The sequence below is a fragment of the Nocardiopsis coralliicola genome (assembly GCF_054779695.1).
The window spans coordinates 1-21,957 of sequence record NZ_BAAGXT010000013.1 but is presented as its reverse complement, the minus strand read 5'-3'; the positions used below and the strand labels follow the sequence as shown (position 1 = coordinate 21,957).

The window sequence follows — 21,957 nt, the reverse complement described above, 5'->3', positions numbered from 1 at the left end:
CCCCGTGTCCGCCCAGCCCGAGCTGCAGATCACCCTCGCCGGAACCGAGCGTGCGGTGGCGGCCGGCACGACGGCGGGACAGGCGCTGGAAGCCGACGGCCGCACGGTGATCGCCGCGCGCGTCAACGGTGAGCCGCGCGACCTGGCCCGTGAACTGGCCGACGGCGACGCCGTCGAGCCCATCGAGGTGGGCTCCGAAGAGGGGCGCGCCATCCTGCGCCACTCGACCGCGCACATCCTGGCCCAGGCCGTCCAGGAGCTCTACCCCGAGGCCAAGCTCGGCATCGGCCCGCCCGTCGAGAACGGCTTCTACTACGACTTCGACGTCGCCGAGCCGTTCACCCCAGCCGACCTCAAGGCGATCGAGAAGCGGATGCAGCAGATCGTCAAGCAGGGCCAGCGCTTCGAGCGGCGCGACGTCACCGATGAGGGGGCCCGGGCCGAGCTCGCCACCGAGCCCTACAAGCTGGAGCTGATCGAGCTCAAGGGCGGCCAGGGCGGCGAGGCCGCGGAGGGCGCCTCGGTCGAGGTCGGCGACGGCGGCCTGACCATCTACGACAACCTGCACCCGCGCACCGGCGAGCTCTGCTGGAAGGACCTCTGCCGCGGCCCGCACCTGCCGACCACCAAGGCCGTCCCGGCGTTCACGCTGATGCGCAGCGCCGCCGCCTACTGGCGCGGCAAGGAGACCAACCCGCAGCTGCAGCGGATCTACGGCACCGCCTGGGAGTCCAAGGACGCGCTCAAGTCCTACCTCGCCTTCCTCGAGGAGGCCGAGAAGCGCGACCACCGGCGGCTCGGCGCCGAGCTCGACCTGTTCTCCATCCCCGAGGAGATCGGCTCCGGCCTCGCCGTCTTCCACCCCAAGGGCGGCGTCGTCCGCCGGGAGATGGAGGACTACTCGCGCAAGCGCCACGAGCAGGCCGGCTACGAGTTCGTCTACACGCCGCACGCCACCAAGGCCAAGCTGTTCGAGAAGTCCGGCCACCTCGACTGGTACGCCGACGGCATGTACCCGCCCATGCAGCTCGACGGCGGGGTGGACTACTACCTCAAGCCGATGAACTGCCCGATGCACCACCTGATCTACGACGCACGCGGACGCTCCTACCGGGAGCTGCCGATGCGCCTGTTCGAGTTCGGCACGGTCTACCGGTACGAGAAGTCCGGAGTGGTGCACGGCCTGACCCGCGCCCGCGGCTTCACCCAGGACGACTCGCACATCTACTGCACCCGCGAGCAGATGGCGGACGAGCTCGACTCGCTGCTGACCTTCGTGCTGGACCTGCTCCGCGACTACGGCCTGGACGACTTCTACCTGGAGCTGTCCACCAAGGACCCGGAGAAGTACGTCGGCACCGACGAGGTCTGGGAGGAGTCCACCGCCATCCTGCGCCAGGCCGCCGAGAAGCAGGGCCTCGACCTGGTCATGGACCCCGGCGGTGCGGCCTTCTACGGGCCCAAGATCTCCGTGCAGGCCCGGGACGCCATCGGGCGCACCTGGCAGATGTCCACCATCCAGGTGGACTTCAACATGCCGGAGCGCTTCGACCTCACCTACACCGCCGCGGACGGCACCCGCCAGCGGCCGGTCGTGATCCACCGGGCGCTCTTCGGCTCCATCGAGCGGTTCTTCGCGGTGCTGCTGGAGCACTACGCCGGCGCCTTCCCGGCCTGGCTCGCCCCGGTGCAGGCCGTCGGCATCCCCATCGCCGACGAGCACGCGCCCTACCTGCAGGAGGTCGCGGACCGGCTGCGCGCCCAGGGCATCCGCGCCGAGGTCGACGCCGGCGACGAGCGCATGCAGAAGAAGATCCGCACCGCGCAGAAGCAGAAGGTGCCGTTCATGCTGCTGGCGGGGGACGACGACGCCGGCAAGGGCGCCGTCTCGTTCCGCTACCGCGACGGTTCGCAGAAGAACGGCGTCCCGATCGATGAGGCGGTCCGCGAGATCACCGAGGCGGTGCGCGAACACCGCTGAGGGCTGCTCCGGCGCGCCCGTGCCCCGTCCGGCCGGCGGGGACACGGGCGTGTCGTGCTGCGCGGCCCCGCGGCCCCCGAACGGTAGCGTGGTGGGCGTCCGGCGGGTGTCGGGCCCCCGGCGGACCGGAGACGACGGAATGCTACGAAGAACCACCATCCTCACCGCCGTCAAGCGGGCGGTGATCGCCCTGGGCTCGGCCCAACTGGCCGCCATCCTCGGGCTCATCGGCATCGACCTGTGGCGCAAGCGGGTGCGGCCCAAGCGCGCCCGGTTCCCGCGGACTCCGCCCAAGGAGCTCGCGGTGGGGGACAGCCTGGTCACCACCTACACCTACGGCGAGGACCTCTACGCCGACATGCTGGACGCGATCCGCGGCGCCCGCACCCGGATCCTCTTCGAGTCCTACATCGTCAAGGGCGACCAGACCGGCCGCGCCTTCAAACGGGAGCTCATCGCGGCGGCTGAGCGCGGCGTCGAGGTCTACGTCGTCTACGACGGCTTCGCCAACCTCGTGGTGCCGCGGGCGTTCTTCCGCTTCCCGCCCACCGTGGACGTGCTCCGCTATCCCGTGCTGCACCCCGGTGTGCTCCTGCTGGACGTGCGCAAGCTCGGCCGCGACCACCGCAAGATCCTCTCCGTGGACGGCCGGATCGGCTTCGTCGGCGGGTACAACGTCGGCCGCTCCTACGCCACCGAGTGGCGCGACACCCACCTGGGCATGGCAGGGCCCGCGGTGTGGGAGCTGGAGAACGCCTTCTGCGAGTTCTGGAACCGGCACCGGCGCGCCGGCCAGCCCCGCCTCACGCCGATCGGCGATGCACCGTGGACGCCGGAGATCCGCGCCCAGCGCAACGTTCCGGACCTCTTCGTCTACCCGATCCGCGGCATGTACCTCGACGCGATCGACCGCGCCCGCAAGCACATCTACATCACGCAGGCGTACTTCATCCCCGACCGCGAGATCGTCGACGCGCTGGTTGCGGCCGCACACCGCGGGGTGGACGTCCGCGTCCTGGTGCCCGAGGCGTCCAACCACGTCATCGCCGACTGGATGTCCCGCGGCCTGTACTCGGTGCTGCTGCAGGGCGGAGTGACGCTGTGGCGGTTCCGCAACGCCATGGTGCACGCCAAGACCGCCACGATCGACGGCCGCTGGTCGACGGTCGGCACCGCCAATGTGGACCGGCTCAGCCTCACCGGCAACTACGAGATCAACGTCGAGATCTTCGACGACGGGATGGCTGCCCACCTGGAGGAGGTGTTCGCCAACGACAGCAGCAACGCCCAGGAGCTCCGCGCGGCGGAGTGGCGGGCGAGGCCGCTGCTGGCGAAGCTCACCGAGCGTGTGATCGGGCCGCTGCGGCCGCTGTTCTAGCGCGCGGGGTGTCGGCGGGGCGTCGGGCGGGCCAGCGCGGTCTGTCGGATCGGCGAACCCCGCGGACTCCTCGGGCGTCGGATTACCGACGGTGCCGCGGGGAGAGTACGCTCGCGACACGACCGACGCAATGGAAAGTGCCCTTCCGATGCCGAAGAAGACCGCTGCCTCGCTGAACGCGAACCGCTCCTCACTGGTGCACAAGGTCCGCTATGCGCTGGCCCACCCCGACCGCATCGCGCCCTACCTCAAGCGGTCGGCCCGGGACCTGAAGCTGCGGCTGCAGCACCGCGACCACGTGTCCTACTACCGCGCCGTGATGGCCTCCGACACCGCCCGCGACCCCAAGCAGGCGGTCGGCAGCGGCAGCCGCAAGCGCTGGCTGGCCCTGGGCCAGATGCAGTTCGACTACCTGGTCAAGCACGGCCTCAAGCCGGAGCACCGCATGCTCGACATCGGCTGCGGCAACCTGCGGGCCGGCTGGCGCTTCATCGACTACCTGCACACCGGCAACTACTACGGCATCGACATCTCCCCGGACATCCTCATCGCGGCCAAGGGCACGCTCACCGACCAGGAGCTGCAGCAGAAGCTGCCGCACCTGACGCTGACGAAGGACCTCACCTTCGACTTCCTGCCCGCGGACTCCTTCGACGTGGTGCACGCCCACAGCGTCTTCTCGCACTCGCCGCTGCCCGTGATCGACGAGGCGTTCGCCCACGTCGGCCGCATCCTGGCCCCCGGCGGCTTCTTCGACTTCACCTTCGACCGCACCGAAGGGCGCGAGCACCAGGTCCTCAACGAGGACTTCTACTACCGCACCGAGACCCTCATCTCCCTCGCCGAGAAGCACGGCCTGCAGGCCCGGTTCATGGCCGACTGGGACGAACTCCCGCACGGCCAGTCCAAGATCCGCATCACCGCGGAGTAGCCGGCGGCAGCACGCGTCAACCGAAGATCTCGCGGGCGTGCTGGACGGTTGCGGCGCGGATGATCCCCCGGTCGAGCTGTTCGATGTCGGTGCAGTGGGCGATCCGGTCGCGTGTGTCCGGGTCGATGGTGATGCCGCGGGCTTTGAGCATGAGCAGGAGTGCCTTGGCTTCGCCGCGCGCCTCTCCACGGGCCTCGCCGATGGCTTCGTGGGCGCGGGCGAACTTGCTGCGGGTCTCGTGGTGGACGTCTGTCATGGGCGTGCGTCGAAGAGTTCGTCGGCGTGTTCGACGGTGCTCGCTCGGAGGATCCACTCTTCGAGCTGTGCCGAGTCCGTGCAGTCGGTGATGCGGCGGCGTGATGCGGGGTCGACGGTGATGCGGCGCGCTTTGAGCATGAGCAGGAGTGCCTTGGCTTCGCCGCGGGCCTCGCCGCGCGCTTCCCCTCGGGCCTCGCCGCGCGCTTCCCCGCGGGCCTCGCCGATGGCTTCGTGGGCGCGGGCGAACTTGCTGCGGTGGACGAAGTCGATGTCGGTCACTTTGGCATCCCATCGTTCGACGGTCGCCGCGGAGAGGCCGGCGAGCACGAGTCCAGTGTAAGTGCGGAGGGTGTCTTCGGGCAGGTCTCCGATGCCATCGGCGAAGGCGTCGAGGACGGAGAAGTCCCGGTCGCCGTGGACGATGGCCGAGAGGGCGGAGAGTTCCGGGGCCTCCCTGGCGGTGGCGGGGGAGGTGACGACCGGGACGGTGTCGGGGCCGAGGACGAGGGGGCGCAGGTCCCACTCCGGGTGGCCGGTGCAGATCGGATCGGCGGCCCAGCGGGCCGTGGCCGCGGCCGGGCAGAGTACGACCAGCACGGTCGGGCACTTCAGGCGGGCCCGGATGGTGGCCAGGTAGACCGGCCAGCTCCACCGCTTTCCGGCGTCGGTGCCGAGCTGGACCTCCAGCACCACGGCCAGCTTGTTGGTGTTCTCCTTGTCGGCGAGGGCGATGACCCCGTCGGCGCGGAACTCGCTGGGCTGCACGTCCGTGCACGACTCCGAGGCGAGCAGGGCCGTGGTGTCCTCCGGCACCTCGTAGCCGAAGGACTCCTGCAGCAGCTGGGGGGCGAGGCTCGGCCGGTTCTTGAAGAACTCGATCGGCACCTCGTGTGCGTTCGATGGCATGGCGTGACGCTAGCGGGGCCATGCCGGACAAGCGGGCGGTTTCAGAGAATCCGCGGAGAAGTCTCGGGTATCGGGCCGTCTGCCGAGGCGGGGAGGGCGGACCGGTTCGCGGTGCGCCGGATTTCGGCGGCTACCCGGCCGGGTGCGTCGGCCATCGGGATGTGGCCGCAGCCCAGCAGGATCACGGTCCGGGCGTGCGGGATGAGCCGCAGGGCGCGGACGGCGTTGGACGGCCGGAGGAGCCGGTCGCGGTCGCCCCAGCCGACGGTCACCGGGCAGTGGACCGGGCCGCTGAAGCGGTGCCGGGCGATCTCGGGGATCAGCCGTACGAACGCCGACCCCGAGTTGAGCACGCTCGCGTCGAACACCAGGTCGCGGGAGCCGGACGCCTTCGGGTCGCCGCGCAGCGCCCGGCGTGCCAGGGAGCGGCCGGGCGGGCTGGCCGCGACGGCCTGCCGGATGTGCGCGGGCACCCGCGAGGCGGCACCGGCTCCGGCGGCGAGGGCGTACATGCCGGCGCGCGTCCCCGGGTCCGCGAAGCCGACCGGGGAGAACAGGGTGACCGACGCGGCCCGGCCGCGGCGCGCCAGCTCCAGGGCGATTGCGCCGCCCAGCGAGTTGCCGACCAGGTGCGGGCGCTCCCAGCCGAGGCCGTCAGCCCATTCCGCGACCGTGTCGGCCAGCGCTGCGACGTCGTAGGGCGCGCCGGGCGGCGGTGGCGGAGTGGCGCCGAACCCCGGCAGGTCGGGGGCTGCTGCGTCGAATCCCGGGCCGAGGGCCCGGATGACCCGGGTCCACGCCTGTCGCCGGTGCCCGAGTCCGTGCAGCAGGACGACCGGGGTGCCGGAACCGGCGCGGTCGTAGGCCATCGGAGAGGTCGGTGAGCGGTCGGAAGTGGGGGCAAGCACGGCGCTGCCTTTGCTGCGTCGGATCGGGGCGGGCACCCGCGGCGCGGGGCGCCGCGCCCGCGCTGGGCGGTCCCGACTTTACTCACCGGTAGCTGCGGGTCCGGGAGCCGGGGAGGCGCGTCGCCGGGTTTCCTGCTCGGCGGTCGGCGGTCGGCGGTCGGCGGTCGGCGGTCGGCGGTCGGCGGTCGGCGGTCGGTGAGAGGGCGGGCCTGCTCTGCGGAAGGGAGGCACGCGGCTGTCACCGGGGAGTGGTTCACTGGCGCCATGGAGATCCGACGCGCCCTTCCCGGGGAATCCGAGCGCATCGGCGCCCTGCGCCTGGCCGCCTACGGGGCCCAGAGCCTGCTGGACTCGGCGCCGGACTACGCCGGCGAGCTCGCCCGGCTGGGAACGGAGGGCCCCGGCACGGTGCTGGTCGCCACCGACGGCGCCGACCTGCTGGGCACGGTGATGCTGGAGCCCTGGCACGCCGGCAGTGAAGTGGCGGCGGATGCGGCAGAGACCGAGGTGCGCGCGTTCGCCGTCGACCCCGGCGCCCAGCGGCGCGGCATCGGCCGTGCGCTCATGGCGGCACTGGAGGAGCACGCCGCAGCGGCGGGTGCCCGGCGCGTCGTGCTGTCCACACAGCCGGCGATGCACGGGGCGCACCGCCTCTACGCATCCCTCGGCTACACGCGCCTGCCCCAGCGCGACTGGACGCCCGTCCCCGGCCTGACCCTGCTCGCCTATGCAAAGGAGCTCCGACCGCGCTGACCCCCGCGCGGGAGGGGCGTGTCCGCACGCCAGCGGGCCGGACCGCCGGTAGGAGCCAGCCGGTCCGGGGCGGCGGCCGTGTCAGAGGCCGAGCAGGACGCCAGCCCGCGGACCCCCAGCGGTCCGCGAGCGGGGACAGTGCACCAGCGCCGTCCGGCGGGGCGGTCGGGCTGCCCGCCCCGCCGGACGGTCCGTCAGGCGGGCATGCCGAGTTCGCGGGCGATGAGCATCTTCTGGACTTCGGAGGTTCCCTCGCCGACTTCGAGGATCTTGGCGTCGCGGTAGAAGCGGCCGACCGGGTACTCGTTCATGAAGCCGTAGCCGCCGAAGACCTGGGTGGCGGCGCGGGCGTTGTCCATGGCGGCGTCGGACGCGGTGAGCTTGGCGATCGCCGCCTCCTTCTTGAACGGTTCGCCGGAGAGCATCCGGGCCGCCGCGTCGTAGTAGGCGAGCCGGGCGACGCGGGCGCGCGCCTCCATCTCCGCGATCATGAACTGGATCGCCTGCCGAGTCGCGATCGGGGCGCCGAACGCCTCCCGTTCGGCGGCGTAGCGCAGGCTCTCGTCGACGCAGCCCTGAGCCAGCCCGACTGAGAGCGCGGCGATCGCGATCCGGCCCTCGTCCAGGATGCGGAGGAACTGGGCGTAGCCGCGGCCGCGCTCGCCCACCAGGTTCGCGGCCGGCACCCGCACGCCGTCGAAGGAGAGCTCGCGGGTGTCCGAGGCGTTCCAGCCGACCTTGGAGTAGGCGCGGCCGACAGTGAAGCCGGGCGTGCCCGAGGGCACCAGGATCGTCGAGATCTCCGGGCGGCCGTCAGGCTTGCGGCCGGTCACCGCGGTCACCGTCACCAGCGCGGTGATGTCGGTACCGGAGTTGGTGATGAAGCACTTGGAGCCGTCGATCACCCAGGAGTCGCCGTCCAGCCGCGCCGTGGTGCGGGTGGCGCCGGCGTCGGAGCCGCCGCCCGGCTCGGTGAGGCCGAACGCGCCGAGCGCTTCGCCCGAGCAGAGCTGCGGCAGCCACGCCGTCCGCTGCTCGGCCGATCCGAACCGGTACAGCGGCATCGCGCCCAGCGACACCCCGGCCTCGAGCGTGATGGCGACCGAGGAGTCGGCGCGCGCCAGCTCCTCCAGCGCCAGGCAGAGCGCGAAGTAGTCACCGCCCATCCCGCCGTGCTCCTCGGGGAACGGCAACCCGAACAGGCCCATCCGGCCCATCTTGGCGACGATGTCGTAGGGGAACTCGCCCCGCTCGTAGAGGTCGCCGATGACGGGGGCGACCTCGTCGCGGGCGAACACCTCGACGCTGGCGCGCAGGTCGGCGTACTCCTCGGGCAGTGCGTCGGGCCGCAGGGCAATGGCTCCGTCGGTCATCGCGGTCACTTCCGATCGTGGTTCGGGCGGGACGGGGGCCGGGTCCGGCAGCAGGCTCTGCCGCTCCGCCGGCCCGGGGTGCAGGGCGGTCGGTGCGGTCAGGGCGGTGCGGGTGCGCCTGCTTCCTGCGGCTGCGGAGCTGCGCTGCCGTGCGGGGCGACGACGGCGAGGACGGCGTCCATCGCAACCGCGTCGCCTGCGCGGACCGGCAGTTCGGCGACGGTGCCCTCCGCCGCCGCACGCACGGTGTGCTCCATCTTCATCGCCTCCACCACGACCACCGGGTCGCCCGCGGACACCGCATCGCCCACCGACACCGGCACGGACAGCACCGTCCCGGGCATCGGGCTGAGCAGCGGGCCGCCCGCGGAGGCGGCGGCTGCGCGGGTCGGTGCCACCCGGGGCGCATCGGTGAAGGACCACGCTGCGCCGGACCGGCCGATCCAGAGTGCGCCCCCGCCGGCGGCGCGCGCGTAGCGCTCGGTGCGCCCGCCGGCGGCGACGGTCAGGCTGCGCCCGCTGCGGGAGCGCGCCGCGCGCACGGCGATCGGAGCGCCGCCGTCCACGCACACCTCGTAGTCCTGCTCGCGCTCAGCGCCGGCCGCAGCCGGCTCGGGCGGTCCGAGCCGGCGCACGTCCACGGCGACCGGGTCGCGCCCCGGTGCCCGCAGCCGCCAGGTCGTCCAGGCACCGCCGCCGGGCCGCCAGCCGCTCGGCAGCGCGAACGGGTCGCTGCCCGCCGCGGGCTCCAGGCCCAGCTGGTGGTCGACCGCAGCCGCGGCGGCCACCGCTGCGGGGGGCTCGCCGTCGCCTGCGGTCAGCTCGGGGCGCACCTGCTCGGTGAGGCCGGTGGTCAGCGCGCCCGCCGCAACCGCCGGGTGGGCGAGCAGCCGGCGCAGAAACGCGGTGTTGGTGCCGCAGCCGAGCAGGGTGAATCCGGCGAGCGCCGCCGAGCAGCGGTGCAGCGCCGCCGCGCGGTCCGGCGCCCACGCGATCACCTTGGCGAGCATCGGGTCGTAGGCCGAGGTGATCTCGGCTCCCTCGGCCAGTCCCGAGTCGACGCGCACGCCGTCCCCGGACGGCTCGGACAGCAGCAGCACCCGGCCTCCGGTGGGCAGGAACTCCCGGGCGGGGTCCTCGGCATAGACGCGGCACTCCACGGCGTGGCCGGACCAGGAGACGTCGTCCTGGCCGAACGGCAGCGGCTCGCCCGCGGCGATGCGCATCTGCAGCTCGACCAGGTCGATGCCGCGCGCGCCGCGGACCGCGGTGACCTCCTCGGTCACCGGGTGCTCCACCTGCAGCCGGGTGTTCATCTCCAGGAAGGCGTACTCGGGTTCGGCCGCCTCGGGACCGGCGCCGCCGTGCACGATGAACTCGACCGTCCCGGCGCCGACGTAGCCGCACGCCTTCGCCGCCGCGACCGCCGCCTCACCCAGCGCGGCGCGCAGCCCTGCGCCGACCATCGGCGACGGCGCCTCCTCGACGATCTTCTGGTGGCGCCGCTGCAGGCTGCACTCGCGCTCGCCCAGGTGCAGGACCGTCCCGTGCCCGTCGGCCAAGACCTGCACCTCGATGTGGCGCGGCTGCTCTACATAGCGCTCGACCAGCAGCGTCGGGTCGCCGAAGGACGCGGCGGCCTCGCGGCGCGCCGCGGCCGCCGCCTCGGCCAGCTCGCCGGGTGCGCGGACCAGCCGCATGCCCTTCCCGCCCCCGCCGGCCGAGGGCTTGATCAGCAGCGGATACCCGGTGCGCTCAGCAGCGCCGGCCAGCGCATCGCCTTCCAGCGGCGCCCCCGGCTCCTCGGCGAACCCGGGCAGCAGCGGAACGCCGGCCGCGGCGACCGCGTCCTTCGCGCGGATCTTGTCGCCCATCGCCTCGATCGCGGCCGGCGGAGGGCCGACGAACACCAGGCCGGCTTCGCCGCAGGCGCGCGCGAACGCGGCGTTCTCCGAGAGGAAGCCGTAGCCGGGGTGGACGTAGCGGGCGCCCGACCCCACGGCGGCGCGGACGACGGCCGCCGCGTCCAGGTAGCTGTCGGCGAGCGCGGCGCCGCCGATCCGGACCGCCGCGTCGGCTTCGCGGACGTGCCGGGCGCCGGCGTCGCCGTCGCCGTAGACGGCGACCGAGCGCAGGCCCATGCGGCGGAGGGTCCGCATGATGCGGACCGCGATCTCGCCGCGGTTGGCGACCAGGACGGCGGGCGGTTCTCCAGCGGAGGAGAGGGTCATCGGCGGCCTCGTCTCGTCGGGTGCGCGGCCACTGCGGGCGCGCGCGGACTGGGATGCGGTCTGCTGCTCGGGCGGGGCACGGCGCTCACATCCGGAAGACGCCGTAGCCGACCGGGTCGAGCGGCGCGTGCCGGGCCGCGGACAGGCCGAGGCCGAGGACGGTGCGGGTGTCGGCCGGGTCGATGACGCCGTCGTCCCACAGCCGTGCGGTGGAGTAGTAGGGCTCGCCCTGCTCCTCGTACTGCTGCCGGATCGGGTCTTTGAAGCGCTCCTCGTCAGCGGCCGGCCACTCCTCACCGCGCGCCTCCAGGGCGTCCCGGCGCACTGTGGCCAGCACCGACGCGGCCTGTTCGCCGCCCATCACCGACACGCGGGCGTTCGGCCACATCCACAGGAACCGGGGCGAGTAGGCGCGGCCGCACATGCTGTAGTTGCCGGCGCCGAACGAGCCGCCGATGACGACGGTGAACTTGGGGACGCGGGCGCAGGCCACCGCTGTCACCATCTTGGCGCCGTGCTTGGCGATGCCGCCCGCCTCGTAGTCGCGGCCCACCATGAACCCCGAGATGTTCTGCAGGAACACCAGCGGGATCGACCGCCGGTCGCACACCTCGATGAAATGGGCGCCCTTCATCGCCGACTCGGCGAACAGGATGCCGTTGTTGGCGATGATGCCCACCGGGTGGCCGTGGATCCGGGCGAATCCGGTGACCAGCGTCGTTCCGTACTCGGCCTTGAACTCGGTGAACTCCGAGCCGTCGACGGTGCGGGCGATCACCTCGCGCACGTCGTAGGGGGTGCGGGTGTCGGTCGGGATGATCCCGGCCAGTTCGGCGGGGTCGCGGGCGGGCGGTGCGGACTCCGCGCGCTCCCAGGCCGGATCCGACTGCGGACCGAGCGTCGCGGCGATGCGGCGCAGGGTGTCCAGTGCGTCGGCGTCGTCGTCGGCGAGGTGGTCGGTCACCCCGGACACGCGGGAGTGCAGGTCGCCGCCGCCGAGCTCCTCGGCGGTGACCTCTTCGCCGGTCGCCGCCTTCACCAGCGGCGGTCCGCCGAGGAAGATCGTGCCCTGCTCGCGCACGATCACCGCCTCGTCGCTCATCGCCGGAACATAGGCCCCGCCGGCGGTGCACGAGCCGAGGACCGCGGCGAGCTGCGGGATGCCCTCCCGGGACATCGTCGCCTGGTTGTAGAAGATGCGGCCGAAGTGGTCGCGGTCGGGGAACACGTCGTCCTGCATCGGCAGGAAGGCGCCGCCCGAATCGACGAGGTAGATGCACGGCAGCCGGTTCTGCAGCGCCACCTCCTGGGCGCGCAGGTGCTTCTTCACCGTCATCGGGAAGTAGGTGCCGCCCTTGACGGTGGCGTCGTTGGCGACGACGACCGCCTCGCGCCCGGCGATGCGGCCGATGCCGGTGATGATGCCGGCGCCCGGTGCGTCGTGCCCGTCAGCGCCGTACAGGCCCCAGCCGGCCAGTGGCGACAGCTCCAGGAACGGCGACCCCGGGTCGAGCAGTGCGCGGACGCGCTCGCGGGGCAGCAGCTTGCCGCGCCCCGTGTGGCGGTCGCGCGCGGCGTCGGAGCCGCCGCGGGCGGTGCGGGCGATCCGCTCCCGCAGCTGCTCGGCGAGGGTGCGGTTGGCCTCGGCGTTCGCGGTGAAGGCGGCGCTGCCGGTGTCGACCGCGGATCGGAGCGCGGATGCCCTCGTCATCGGTTCCCCTCGATGTTAATGATCGCTAACATGGCTGATCGTAGTGATGCCGGACACAGGTGTCCAGGGGTGCCGGCGCCAAGGGGCACGGCGGGCCCGGAAACGGCAGCGGGACAGCAGCGGAGGCGGCGATGGCGGTGCGGGCAGCAGGCGGCCGGCGGGCGGAGATCCTCGCCGCGGCGGCGGAGCTCTTCGCCGCACGCGGCTACCACGGCGCCTCCATCGAGGACCTGGGCCGGGCGGTGGGGACTACCGGGCCGGCGCTGTACCGGCACTTCCCCGGCAAGGAGGCCCTGCTCGCGGCGATGCTGCTCGACGTCAGCGAGCGCCTGCACCGCGGCGGCGCGGAGCGGACCGCGGCCGCTGCGACCGACGAGGAGGCGCTCGGGGCGCTGCTGCGCGCGCACATCGACTTCTCGCTCGGCGAGCCGGCGCTGATCACGGTGCACGACCGCGAGCTCGCCAACGTCCCCGAGCCGGAGCGGCGCAGCATCCGCCGGCTGCAGCGCTCCTACGCCGAGCAGTGGGTGGAGGTGCTCGGCCGGCTGCGCCCGGGAGCTGCACCGGAGGAGCTGCGCGCCGCTGTGCACGGAGCGTTCGGTCTGCTCAACTCCACCCCGCACAGCGCCGGCGCCCTGCACCGGGACCGGATGGCGGCGCTGCTCTTCCGGATGGCGCGCAGCGCCCTTCTCGAAGGCCCCCTCCCGGCCGGCTGACCGGCCTGGCGCGGGCCGGGGTCCCGCGGCGCGGGCCAGAAGCGCCTGCTGCCCTGCGCCAGGACACCTGGCCGCACCTGCGGTGCGGCCGGGACCGGCCCGGCTCCGGCGCGAGAGAAGGGCCGGTCCGCGCACACCGCGCGGTCCGACCCCCCTGACTAGCGGCTCGGCCCTTAGCTGATGCCGGGGGCCGCCGGCTCGACAGCCTCGGCCGCCGGCTCGGCGCCCTCGGCCACACCGGTGGCCTCGGCAGCAGCAGCGTCGCCGGTGTTGGCGACGTCGCAGAGCTGGGCCACGGCCTGGTCGAGCTCCTGGGCCTCCGCGGCGGGCTGCTCGGCCTCGGCGGCCGGCTGCTCGGCCGGCTGCTCAGCCTCGGCGGCCGGCTGCTCAGCGGGCTGCTCGGCCGGCTGCTCAGCCTCGGCGGCCGGCTGCTCAGCCGGCTGCTCAGCGGGCTGCTCGGCAGGCTGTTCGGCCCCGGCGGCCGGCTGCTCGGCCGGCTGCTCGGCGGGCTGCTCGGCCGGCTTCTCGGCCTCCTGCGCCACCTTGCAGACCTGGGCGACCGCCGCGGCAAGCTCCGTGTCCGGGAGCGGCTGCTCGTCGGCCCACGCCGAGGCGAAGCCCGCGCAGACCAGTCCGCCGGTCATCAGGACGACGGTCGCCGCCTTGCTGACACGATGCATGGTGTCCCCTTCTCGGGTTTCTCGGGTGATGGTGCTGTGCCCGCGCACCGCGGGCACACGGTCCGCCACCAAGCGCCTCATCAGCGGTGATGACGTTCCGATATCAAACCGTAACTTAAAGCAACGGGATTTCCGAGAGCACTGCGCCGGGTGCGGCGCGGCGGACCGCCATCGCCCCAACGCAGGGCCAAGAGGCGGTCGCCCCCGGGCGCGTCGCGCCGTTGGCGCGCGCCGTGCTGCCTACGTTTCACGGGTGGGCCGGCGGGCAGCCGACTAACAGGGCGCACAGCAGGGCAGCTGCCCGCTGGAGATGACCTATCGAGGGGCCGCACCGGCGCCAGGGGGAGGAAGCGACCATGGCACGTCCGAAGATCGTGGTGATCGGCGCGGGGTTCGCGGGGCTGCACGCACTGCGCCGCCTGGAGCGCCGCGTGCCGCGCGGCGCCGCGGAGATCGTGCTGGTCGCGCCCAACGACTACATGCTCTACAGTCCGCTGCTGCCGCAGGTCGCATCGGGCATCCTGACTCCGCAATCCATCGCGATCGGGCTGCACCGGGTGCTGGCACGCACCCGGCTCGTGCCCGGCGCCGCCGTCGGAGTCGACACCGCGGCCAAGGCCGTCGTCATCGACAAGATCAACGGCGAGCGCGACTACGAGCGCTATGACCGGCTGGTCCTGGCGCCGGGCTCACTGACCCGGTCGTTCGACATCCCGGGACTCGGCGACTTCGCCTTCGGCAACAAGAACCTTGCCGAGGCCGTCGTCCTCCGCGACCACGTGCTCGCCCAGCTGGAGCTGGCCAACGCCACCGCGGACCCGGTCGAGCGGGAGGAGCGCTGCCGGTTCATCGTGGTCGGCGGCGGCTACACCGGCGTGGAGACAGCGGCCTCGCTCGCCCGGCTCACCCAGCAGATGGCCCGCCGCTACCCGGAGCTGCGGTCGCTGCTCCGCTGGCACCTGGTCGATGTCGCGCCGCACATCCTGCCTGAGCTCGGCACCAACCTCGGCGACCGCGCCCTGGACATGCTGCGCGGGATGGGCATCGAGGTCACGCTCGGCGTGTCGGCCAAGGAGATCACCAAGAACCGGGTGACCCTCACCGACGGGCGCGTGCTGCCCTGCCGCACCCTGGTGTGGACCGCCGGAACGACCCCCAGCCCGCTGATGGCCACCCTCGGGGCGGAACTGGACCGCGGCCGGCTCGTGGTCGGAGCGGACATGGCGGCCCGCGGCCAGTCCGGTGTGTTCGCCCTCGGCGACGCCGCGGCAGTGCCCGACCTCAGCAAGGAGGAGAGCGCCTACTGCCCGCCCACCGCGCAGTACGCCCAGCGGCAGGGGGCGGCGGTGGCGGACAACGTCGTCGCCTCGCTGCTCGGGCGCCCCACCACCGAGTTCTGCCACCGCGACCTGGGCCTGGTCGTCGACCTGAGCGGCCACGATGCGCTCGCCCGCCCGCTCGGGGTGGAGCTGACCGGTCTGCCTGCGCTCGGCGTCACCCGCGCCTACCACCTGGCCGCGGTGCCCTCGGCCCCGTCGCGCGCCCGGGTCGCCGCCAACTGGTGCATCGACGCGGTGCTGGGCGCGGAGGTGTCGCGGCTGGGCTTCCACCACGGCAAGCCGTCGTCCTTCGTCGACATGGAGCAGGACTCCTACCTCGACGCCGAGGCCGTCCCCTCCGAGACGGCGCGGCTGGGGGCGCAGGGGTAGGCGGCGCGAACCGGTGCGCCGGCCGGTGCGGCCGCACCAGCCGGCGCACCGGCTCGGGGTCCTAGGAGGCGATCGTGTAGCCGGCCTCGTCGACGGCCGCCTCCAGGGCGGCGGGGTCGATCGGGCCCTCGCCGGAGATGTCCACCCGGCCGGTGGGCAGGTCGACGGCGACCCCGGTCACGCCGGGGATCGCACCGATCTCTTCGGTGACCGAGCTGACGCAGTGCTCGCAGGTCATCCCGTTGACAGTGATGGTGGTGCCGGCCATGGGGCCTCCTCATCCAGGGCTGGGTGCCCGTCGGGGTGGTGTCAGGAGCGCACCAGGCGCGCGATGGCCTCGGACGCCTCGCGCACCTTCGCGTCGGCCTCGTCGCCGCCGTTGGCCACGGCGTGTCCGACGCAGTGCTTCAGGTGCTCGTCGAGCATGGACAGGGCGAAGGAGCGCAGCGCCTTGTTGACCGCTGCGGTCTGCGTGAGGATGTCGATGCAGTACTCGTCGTCCTCGACCATGCGCTGGAGACCCCGGACCTGCCCTTCGATCCGGCGCAGCCGGTTGAGGTGGCTCTGCTTGTCGTCGTGGTAGCCGTAGGTCGCCATCCGGGTGCTCCCCTGATCTTCGGTCTCTGCCCTTGCCAATATACCCCCCACTGGTATCAATCGGTGGCGGTGCGCGGGACCGGCGTGCTGCGCCGGCGGCCGGGCCCCGCGGGGACGCGCAAAGGGCGCCCTCCCCTGGCGGAGGGCGCCCTTCGAGTATCGGTGCAATTCGCCCGGAAGCGAACCTTCCGGCCGCGGCGGACCTTCAGGGCCTGTCCGCGGGCCCGGCCGGCGGAGCAGACTGGCCGTAGCCGCCGATGCGCGCTCCGACCTCGTCCATCTCGGCCCCGGTCAGCGCCCGGTAGGGCCGGGACGCGCCGAGCACGCGCAGTGCCACGTCGCTGAGCCACTCCAGGTGGCGGGCGCGCTCCAGCGCCTGGTCGAGCGTTGCGCCGGTGGTCACCGCGCCGTGGTTGCCGAGCAGGCAGCCGCCCGCCTCCTCCAGGGCTGCGCCGGCCGCCTCCGCCAGCTCCGCGCTGCCATAGGGCGCATACGGCACCACCGGCACCCGGCCGCCGAACAGCGCCAAGTAGTAGTGGATCGGCGGGATCTCGTCGACGAGCACCGACAGTGCCGCTGCAGCCGGGGAGTGCGTGTGCACCACGGCCTGCGCGCCGGTGCGCCGGTAGACCTCCAGGTGCATGCCCATCTCGCTGGTCGGCGCCAGCGGCGCGTCCAGGGCCGCGCCGTCGAGCGCGTGCAGCCCCACCAGCTCGGGTGCCAGCGCACCGTAGTCGAGCCCGCTCGGTGTCACCGCAACGGCGCCGTCCCCGTTCCCGTCTCCGGCGCGGACGCTCACGTTGCCGGCGGTGCCGACCACGAGCCCGTCGCCGACCAGCCGCTGGACCGCGGCGACGACCGCCGCACGCTCCTCTGCGCAGCGCATGCGTGCTTCCCCCTTGTTCTTCTGCGCCCCGGAGGTCTGCTCCCGGGCGGTGGCTGAGCTCCGCGCGGTCCGGCGCGGGCGGTGGCGGCCCTGCGGATCGGCGCGGCCTTCGGTGCGCCGGCCGGCGGCGGGCCCACCGGAATGCGGCGGGCGCGCCGGCAGCGCCGTGGCGGGTGCCGCGCCTCCTAGCGTGCGGCGGCGGCCCACATGGGGCGGGCGGCTTCCAGGCGGGACAGGTAGCGCCCGTACCCCTCGGCGTACTGCTCCACCAGCGCCGCGGGCGGCGGCGCCGTGGCCGGTGCCGCGGTCCAGGCCGCCTCGTCGACGCCCTTGCCGAGCGCAGACAGCCCGGCGAGCACCGCGCCCTTCGCGCCGACCTGCGCGCCCGGCTCCAGGCGCACCGGAAGCCCGGTGACCGCGGAGAACACCTCCACCCAGCGAGCGCTGCGGGCGCCGCCGCCGCAGAGCACCAGTTCGCCGCTGAGGCCCGCCGCCTCCAGGCAGTGCCGCGCGGCGTAGGCGATGCCCTCGCACAGGGCGCGCACCACGTCGGCCGGCCCGTGGTGCAGGCTCAGGCCGGCGATCTCGCCGCGCGCGAACGGGTCGACGAACGGGGCCCGCTCGCCGGACGGCGCCAGGTAGGGCAGCATGTGCACGCCGCGCGCGCCGGCCGGCGACTCGGCGAGCAGGTCCTCCAGCCGGTCGATGCTGGTGCCGGTGGTGCGCAGGGCCCAGTCCAGGCCTGCCGTGCCGACCATCGCCGGCATTGCGCGCAGATAGGCGCCGCCGCCGGTGGCCAGCGTCATGCCGGCCGGCGCGCCGGTGGTGTCCACCTCGGCGCGGGCGACCTGGCAGGCCAGTGTGGTGCCGATGGTGACCAGGCCGTCGCCCGGCTGGACGACGCCGGCGCCGCGGGCGCAGGCCGGCAGGTCGAACGGGCCGGAGCTGACCGGGGTGCCGGCCGGCAGGCCGATCAGCGCGGCGCCGGCCGCGGTGAGCGGCGCGGTGGGCGGGCCGTCGGCGACCGGCGGCAGCAGGTCCGCGCGGTGCTCCAGGCCGGTGGCCTTCAGCGCGGTGGCGGAGTATCCGCCGGGACCGCCGCCGAAGGGCAGCGACGCGTCCGAGGGGTCGGTGGCGCGCTCGCCGGTGAGCCGCTGGAACACCATGTCCTTGCAGTAGCCGGCGGTGGCGGCCGCGTCCAGCTCGGCGGGGGCGCTGGTGTCGAGCCAGGAGAGCAGGGCGGCCTGGGCACCGGGGAAGACGGTGTTGCCGGTGGCGCGGAAGACCTGGTCGCCGATCCCGCGGTCCTCCCAGTCGCGGATGAGGCCGGCGGCGCGGCCGTCCATCCAGGACAGCGCCGTGCGGGTGGGCCGGCCGTCGGCGCCGAGCAGCCACAGGCCGTCGCCCTGGCCGGTGAGGGCGAGCAGCTCCACCGCACCGGAGCGGGCGCCGGGCAGCCGGTCGGCGAGCCGGCCGACGACGGTGCCGACCGAGGCGAAGACCTCGTTCGCGTCCTGCTCCACGCGCCCGGGCTCGGGGTGCAGCAGCGACGTGGACAGCGACTCCGCGTCGATCTCGCGTCCCGTCCCGTCGAAGGCGACCGCCTTCGTCAGCGACGTTCCGATGTCCACTCCGATGTACATGCGGCCTCCGCGCTCGATCCGTCCTGCGCACCCGGCCGGATCGGTGGCGCGGGCCCGGGGGAGGGCACGCGGACCGAGGTGCGGCGGGGAGACGACCTGGGAAGTTCTGGTGCTGCCGGTGTGCAGACCGGTGACTGGTGCCGCGCCGGAGCGCGGATTTAACACTGTGAATGTTTGTTTATCACTTTTTACGTTTATATTCCATGCCCGTCAACCCCGCGCCGCGCCCGCCGCGAAGGCCGCAGCTGACGGGGGGCCGGGGCAGTTGAAGCGCGGCCCGAAGGAGCCGGCCCGGCCCCGGCCCTCACAGGGATGCACATGCAGGGTAGGGTCCGGCGGGTGCGGCGCTCCCCGGAGTGGGTGCAGTCAGGCCAGGTCAGCGCCGCGGCGGCCGCTGCGGCGCCCGGTTCGAGCCCGGGTGCGGGGCACGCCTCGGGGGCGGCTGGAGCGCCGGCGCCGCCTCCCGGGCTCGGGGCGTCAGTGCCCGACAGCGTCGCCGAGCGCCTCGTTGAAGCCGAGCAGCGCCGCCCGGTGGGAGCTGCGCCAGCGCAGCCGCACGCCGCGGCAGTTGCCGACCGAGGGGAAGACCCGCCGGTAGCGCCCCTTGTCGATGCCGAGCAGGGAGCACAGCACCAGGCGGATGAGCGTGCCGTGCGCGACCACCAGCACCCGGCCGCCGGCTGCCGCGAGCGCCGCGTCCGACAGCGCCGCCAGCCCGCGCTCGGCCACCTCCACCGGGTCCTCCGACCCGGGGATGGGGTTGCGGAACGGGTCCATCTCGAACCGCTCCCGCGCGGCGCCGAGCCGCTCGCGCATCTCCGCTGACGTCAGCCCCTCGCCGTCGCCGAAGTGCTGCTCGACCAGGCGCGGGTCGGCCACCGGCGCCAGCCCGGCCGCCGCAGCGGCGGGCTCCGCGGTGCGCTGCGCCCGGGACAGCGTTGAGCTGCGCACCGCAGCCAGGCCGGCGCCGGCCGCCCACCGGGCCAGGCCAGCGGCCTGCTCCTCACCGCGCGCCGTCAGCGCGATGTCGCTAGATCCGGCGTACCGGTTGTCGGCGTGCCACACCGTCTCGCCGTGGCGCACCACGATCAGCTCCGTGGGCTCCACCTCGACCGCCTCCGCCATCACGCTGCCCCTTCGCTCGCCGCCGGAGTCCAGCCGCGCTCGGCGAGCGCGGCGGTCAGCCGCCGGTACGGTTCCTCCAGCCGCGCACCCACCTCCGGGCGCGGCTCTACTCTGCCCTCGATCCGCACCGCCGCGCGCACCGCCTCGGCGATCGGTGTGTCGGTGGAGCCCGACAGCGCCAGCAGCGCCATGCCGAACGCCGGCTCCGCGCTTGCCGGGACCTCCAGCGGACGTCCCAGCACGTCGGCGCGCAGCTGCGTCCAGGCGGTGCTCCTGACCGCGCCGCCGGTCACCCGCAGGGCCCCGGCTGCGCGCGCGCCGAGCGCGTCCAGGCGCTCCAGGCAGAGCCGCTCCAGGAACGCCACGCCCTGCAGTACCGCCGCGTAGCGGTCCGCCTCCCCGCGCGGGGTGCCCAGCGCGAACCCGGTGGCCTCCGGTGCGCTGAACGGGAACCGCTCGCCGCGGCCGGAGAGCGGGTAGACGACGGCCGACGCCGGGCGGTCCAGTGCGGCGGCGGCGTCCATGGCGGCCAGGTCGGCGCCGGGGAAGGCGGTGCTCAGCACGCCCGCGCCGGTGCTGGACGCCCCGCCCGGCCACCACAGGCCGTCCGGGGAGCGGTGGCTGTACACCCCGGCCGCGGTGTCGGCGACCCGGTGCTCGGCGGCGCCCTTGAGGACGAGGGTGGTGCCCAGTACCGAGTTCCAGGCTCCGGGCTCCAGCGCTCCGGAGGCGATCTGGGCCGCGCAGCCGTCGGTCATGCCCGCCGCGATCGGGGTGCCCTCGGGCAGGCCGGTATGCGCGGCCGCCGCGGCGCTGACCGCGCCGATCAGGGTGCCCGGCGCGACCGGTTCGGGCAGTGCCTCCGCGGGGGCGCCCAGTGCGGCGCGGACCTCGCCGGGCCAGGCGGCGGCGAGCGGATCGGCGCCGGACTTCAGCGCGTGGCTGGTGTCCGGGGCGACGGGGCCGCCGTTGAGCCGGCCCGCCACGTAGTCGGACTGGTGCAGCACCAGGTCGCCGGCGCCGGGCCGGAACCGGGTGCGGACCAGGTGCGCGATCCGCGCGAACGCCCAGTGCGGCTGCGGGCGCAGGCCGGTCCGCTCCCAGACGGCCGCGCCGACCGCGTCGGCGAGCTCCTCCGCCCCGGCGGCGGTCTGGGCGTCGTCGTACATCAGAGCCGGCCCGCGGGGGGTGAAGTGCCGGTCGGCGACGAGCGCGGTGCCCGACGTCGCGCACACGGCCGTACCGCCCACCGGGCGGGCTCCGGCGGCGGCGATCGCGGTCCGGCAGGCCGTGCCCACCGCGGCCCACCAGTCGCCCGGGTCCTGCTCGTGCCGGCCGCCGCCGCGCACGCTCCGCAGCGGCGCCGACCCCTGGCCGGCGACGGCGCCGCCGCGCTCGGCGGCGACCGCCTTGACCCCCTGGGTCCCGATGTCGATGCCGACCCACACGGGCGCAGCCGGTGCGGACATGCCCACCCCCTCTATGTTATGAAGAATGTTAACTTCTCATTGAGATTGAAGCAGACGGGCCGGAACGGTGGAACGGGTGGTGGATCCCCGGTTCCGCGGGCCGAGGCCCGGCGGGTGCATCCGCGAATCCGCCCGCGGCTCTGCTCTGGGTAAACGTCGCGTCTGGCGCGGTTGGCGGTGCTTGTCCCGGCCCGGTGCGCCGCCGATCATGAGGCCATGGATGCAGACAAGAGGGCCGAGCAGGACATCTTCGGGCGCATCGACGCACTGGTGCAGGAGGAGAAGGCGCTGCGCGAGCAGCACGAGCACCGGCTCACGCCCGACGAGCGCACCCGCATGCGCGACGTCGCCGCCGAACTCGACCAGTGCTGGGACCTGCTCCGCCAGCGCCGCGCCCAGGACGAGTACGGCGAGGACGCGCCCGAGCCCAGCGTCCGCCCCGCCGCCGAGGTCGAGGGCTACTGGAACTGACGGCCGGCGGCGGGCCGGCGCTGTCCCGGGACAGCGGGGCCGGCCGCGGAACGCCGACCGGTGGCGGGCCGGAGCCCCGTTCCCGGGCCCAGCGGCGCCGCCATCGGCTTCCGTTTGCCGGCGGGGCCGGGCGGGCGCCTCCTCCAGCGCGGGACCGGGCGCCGCTCGCGGGGCCGTGCCGCGCCTCGGTGCGGGGGCCCGGCGCAAAGCCGCGCGCGGGCCGGATGGGGC

General features: G+C 74.1%; 20 protein-coding genes. 7 read left to right on the top strand and 13 right to left on the bottom strand.

The window, feature by feature from the left end; genetic code table 11:
- The first annotated feature begins 4 nt into the window (after nucleotides 1–4).
- The 3 genes from thrS (at nucleotide 5) to ACYVGT_RS12030 (ending at nucleotide 4,290) form a co-directional block, all read left to right on the top strand.
- Nucleotides 5–1,981 (top strand): threonine--tRNA ligase, encoded by a 1,977-nt coding sequence (gene thrS, locus ACYVGT_RS12040; protein ID WP_460857230.1) that lies wholly within the window; start codon nucleotides 5–7, stop codon nucleotides 1,979–1,981.
- A 139-nt stretch (nucleotides 1,982–2,120) separates the two neighbouring features.
- Nucleotides 2,121–3,359, top strand: a complete 1,239-nt coding sequence (locus tag ACYVGT_RS12035) for a phospholipase D-like domain-containing protein (RefSeq protein WP_460857229.1) — start codon at nucleotides 2,121–2,123, stop codon at nucleotides 3,357–3,359.
- A 148-nt stretch (nucleotides 3,360–3,507) separates the two neighbouring features.
- Nucleotides 3,508–4,290 (top strand): class I SAM-dependent methyltransferase, encoded by a 783-nt coding sequence (locus ACYVGT_RS12030; RefSeq protein WP_460857227.1) that lies wholly within the window; start codon nucleotides 3,508–3,510, stop codon nucleotides 4,288–4,290.
- Between the two features lie 16 nt (nucleotides 4,291–4,306).
- Here ACYVGT_RS12030 and ACYVGT_RS12025 read toward each other — a convergent pair whose 3' ends face one another.
- Genes ACYVGT_RS12025 through ACYVGT_RS12015 form a run of 3 tightly spaced genes read right to left on the bottom strand, consistent with a single transcriptional unit; the run spans nucleotide 4,307 to nucleotide 6,362 of the window.
- The gene (locus ACYVGT_RS12025) at nucleotides 4,307–4,546 is read right to left on the bottom strand and encodes a hypothetical protein (protein WP_460857225.1); all 240 of its coding nucleotides are present in this window, start codon (nucleotides 4,544–4,546) and stop codon (nucleotides 4,307–4,309) included.
- Entirely contained in the window at nucleotides 4,543–5,454 is a 912-nt protein-coding gene (locus ACYVGT_RS12020) for a hypothetical protein (RefSeq protein WP_460857223.1), read from the bottom strand. The genes ACYVGT_RS12025 and ACYVGT_RS12020 overlap by 4 nt, the downstream gene beginning before the upstream one ends.
- Before the next feature lie 41 nt (nucleotides 5,455–5,495).
- Nucleotides 5,496–6,362 carry an alpha/beta fold hydrolase gene (locus ACYVGT_RS12015; protein ID WP_460857221.1) on the bottom strand — a complete coding sequence of 289 codons (867 nt, stop codon included), beginning with the start codon at nucleotides 6,360–6,362 and terminating at the stop codon, nucleotides 5,496–5,498.
- 264 nt (nucleotides 6,363–6,626) lie between these two features.
- Between ACYVGT_RS12015 and ACYVGT_RS12010 the strand changes: the two genes are divergently transcribed.
- Entirely contained in the window at nucleotides 6,627–7,115 is a 489-nt protein-coding gene (locus tag ACYVGT_RS12010; protein WP_460857219.1) for a GNAT family N-acetyltransferase, read from the top strand.
- 194 nt (nucleotides 7,116–7,309) lie between these two features.
- On the opposite strand, the gene ACYVGT_RS12005 is transcribed toward ACYVGT_RS12010, so the two are convergent.
- From ACYVGT_RS12005 to ACYVGT_RS11995, 3 genes are all read right to left on the bottom strand, one after another.
- A complete protein-coding gene (locus ACYVGT_RS12005) occupies nucleotides 7,310–8,488 on the bottom strand; it encodes an acyl-CoA dehydrogenase family protein (RefSeq protein WP_460857216.1) in 1,179 nt (392 codons plus the stop codon).
- A gap of 98 nt (nucleotides 8,489–8,586) precedes the next feature.
- Entirely contained in the window at nucleotides 8,587–10,719 is a 2,133-nt protein-coding gene (locus ACYVGT_RS12000) for an acetyl/propionyl/methylcrotonyl-CoA carboxylase subunit alpha (protein ID WP_460857213.1), read from the bottom strand.
- Nucleotides 10,720–10,804: 85 nt separating this feature from the next.
- Complete coding sequence (locus tag ACYVGT_RS11995) at nucleotides 10,805–12,430, bottom strand: carboxyl transferase domain-containing protein (RefSeq protein ID WP_460857210.1); 1,626 nt, start codon at nucleotides 12,428–12,430, stop codon at nucleotides 10,805–10,807.
- A 131-nt stretch (nucleotides 12,431–12,561) separates the two neighbouring features.
- Here ACYVGT_RS11995 and ACYVGT_RS11990 point away from each other — a divergent pair, with 131 nt between their 5' ends.
- Complete coding sequence (locus tag ACYVGT_RS11990; protein WP_460857208.1) at nucleotides 12,562–13,146, top strand: SACE_7040 family transcriptional regulator; 585 nt, start codon at nucleotides 12,562–12,564, stop codon at nucleotides 13,144–13,146.
- A gap of 173 nt (nucleotides 13,147–13,319) precedes the next feature.
- On the opposite strand, the gene ACYVGT_RS11985 is transcribed toward ACYVGT_RS11990, so the two are convergent.
- Nucleotides 13,320–13,826: a hypothetical protein gene (locus ACYVGT_RS11985; RefSeq protein ID WP_460857205.1), complete on the bottom strand. Its 507-nt coding sequence runs from the start codon at nucleotides 13,824–13,826 to the stop codon at nucleotides 13,320–13,322.
- A gap of 356 nt (nucleotides 13,827–14,182) precedes the next feature.
- Here ACYVGT_RS11985 and ACYVGT_RS11980 point away from each other — a divergent pair, with 356 nt between their 5' ends.
- Complete coding sequence (locus tag ACYVGT_RS11980; RefSeq protein ID WP_460857202.1) at nucleotides 14,183–15,535, top strand: NAD(P)/FAD-dependent oxidoreductase; 1,353 nt, start codon at nucleotides 14,183–14,185, stop codon at nucleotides 15,533–15,535.
- A 61-nt stretch (nucleotides 15,536–15,596) separates the two neighbouring features.
- On the opposite strand, the gene ACYVGT_RS11975 is transcribed toward ACYVGT_RS11980, so the two are convergent.
- From ACYVGT_RS11975 to ACYVGT_RS11950, 6 genes are all read right to left on the bottom strand, one after another.
- Entirely contained in the window at nucleotides 15,597–15,803 is a 207-nt protein-coding gene (locus ACYVGT_RS11975; protein WP_460857199.1) for a heavy-metal-associated domain-containing protein, read from the bottom strand.
- Nucleotides 15,804–15,844: 41 nt separating this feature from the next.
- The gene (locus ACYVGT_RS11970) at nucleotides 15,845–16,132 is read right to left on the bottom strand and encodes a metal-sensitive transcriptional regulator (RefSeq protein WP_460857197.1); all 288 of its coding nucleotides are present in this window, start codon (nucleotides 16,130–16,132) and stop codon (nucleotides 15,845–15,847) included.
- Between the two features lie 205 nt (nucleotides 16,133–16,337).
- Nucleotides 16,338–17,018 (bottom strand): class II aldolase/adducin family protein, encoded by a 681-nt coding sequence (locus ACYVGT_RS11965; protein ID WP_460857195.1) that lies wholly within the window; start codon nucleotides 17,016–17,018, stop codon nucleotides 16,338–16,340.
- Nucleotides 17,019–17,203: 185 nt separating this feature from the next.
- Nucleotides 17,204–18,661, bottom strand: coding sequence for an FGGY family carbohydrate kinase (locus ACYVGT_RS11960; protein WP_460857192.1), 1,458 nt, complete (start codon nucleotides 18,659–18,661; stop codon nucleotides 17,204–17,206).
- A gap of 477 nt (nucleotides 18,662–19,138) precedes the next feature.
- The gene (locus ACYVGT_RS11955) at nucleotides 19,139–19,786 is read right to left on the bottom strand and encodes a histidine phosphatase family protein (RefSeq protein ID WP_460857190.1); all 648 of its coding nucleotides are present in this window, start codon (nucleotides 19,784–19,786) and stop codon (nucleotides 19,139–19,141) included.
- Complete coding sequence (locus ACYVGT_RS11950) at nucleotides 19,786–21,255, bottom strand: FGGY-family carbohydrate kinase (RefSeq protein WP_460857403.1); 1,470 nt, start codon at nucleotides 21,253–21,255, stop codon at nucleotides 19,786–19,788. Before ACYVGT_RS11950 ends, ACYVGT_RS11955 begins: the two co-directional genes overlap by 1 nt.
- A 216-nt stretch (nucleotides 21,256–21,471) precedes the next feature.
- On the opposite strand from ACYVGT_RS11950, the gene ACYVGT_RS11945 reads away from it, so the two are divergent.
- A complete protein-coding gene (locus tag ACYVGT_RS11945) occupies nucleotides 21,472–21,726 on the top strand; it encodes a DUF2630 family protein (protein ID WP_460857188.1) in 255 nt (84 codons plus the stop codon).
- The last annotated feature ends 231 nt before the right edge of the window (nucleotides 21,727–21,957 follow it).

Coding starts and splice junctions, on each gene's coding strand:
- ACYVGT_RS12035 (WP_460857229.1), top strand. CDS start 2,121: ATGCTACGAAGAACCACCATCCTCACCGCCGTCAAGCGGGCGGTGATC.
- ACYVGT_RS12030 (WP_460857227.1), top strand. CDS start 3,508: ATGCCGAAGAAGACCGCTGCCTCGCTGAACGCGAACCGCTCCTCACTG.
- ACYVGT_RS12025 (WP_460857225.1), bottom strand. CDS start 4,546: ATGACAGACGTCCACCACGAGACCCGCAGCAAGTTCGCCCGCGCCCAC.
- ACYVGT_RS12020 (WP_460857223.1), bottom strand. CDS start 5,454: ATGCCATCGAACGCACACGAGGTGCCGATCGAGTTCTTCAAGAACCGG.
- ACYVGT_RS12010 (WP_460857219.1), top strand. CDS start 6,627: ATGGAGATCCGACGCGCCCTTCCCGGGGAATCCGAGCGCATCGGCGCC.
- ACYVGT_RS12005 (WP_460857216.1), bottom strand. CDS start 8,488: ATGACCGACGGAGCCATTGCCCTGCGGCCCGACGCACTGCCCGAGGAG.
- ACYVGT_RS12000 (WP_460857213.1), bottom strand. CDS start 10,719: ATGACCCTCTCCTCCGCTGGAGAACCGCCCGCCGTCCTGGTCGCCAAC.
- ACYVGT_RS11995 (WP_460857210.1), bottom strand. CDS start 12,430: ATGACGAGGGCATCCGCGCTCCGATCCGCGGTCGACACCGGCAGCGCC.
- ACYVGT_RS11990 (WP_460857208.1), top strand. CDS start 12,562: ATGGCGGTGCGGGCAGCAGGCGGCCGGCGGGCGGAGATCCTCGCCGCG.
- ACYVGT_RS11985 (WP_460857205.1), bottom strand. CDS start 13,826: ATGCATCGTGTCAGCAAGGCGGCGACCGTCGTCCTGATGACCGGCGGA.
- ACYVGT_RS11980 (WP_460857202.1), top strand. CDS start 14,183: ATGGCACGTCCGAAGATCGTGGTGATCGGCGCGGGGTTCGCGGGGCTG.
- ACYVGT_RS11975 (WP_460857199.1), bottom strand. CDS start 15,803: ATGGCCGGCACCACCATCACTGTCAACGGGATGACCTGCGAGCACTGC.
- ACYVGT_RS11970 (WP_460857197.1), bottom strand. CDS start 16,132: ATGGCGACCTACGGCTACCACGACGACAAGCAGAGCCACCTCAACCGG.
- ACYVGT_RS11965 (WP_460857195.1), bottom strand. CDS start 17,018: ATGCGCTGCGCAGAGGAGCGTGCGGCGGTCGTCGCCGCGGTCCAGCGG.
- ACYVGT_RS11960 (WP_460857192.1), bottom strand. CDS start 18,661: ATGTACATCGGAGTGGACATCGGAACGTCGCTGACGAAGGCGGTCGCC.
- ACYVGT_RS11955 (WP_460857190.1), bottom strand. CDS start 19,786: ATGGCGGAGGCGGTCGAGGTGGAGCCCACGGAGCTGATCGTGGTGCGC.
- ACYVGT_RS11950 (WP_460857403.1), bottom strand. CDS start 21,255: ATGTCCGCACCGGCTGCGCCCGTGTGGGTCGGCATCGACATCGGGACC.
- ACYVGT_RS11945 (WP_460857188.1), top strand. CDS start 21,472: ATGGATGCAGACAAGAGGGCCGAGCAGGACATCTTCGGGCGCATCGAC.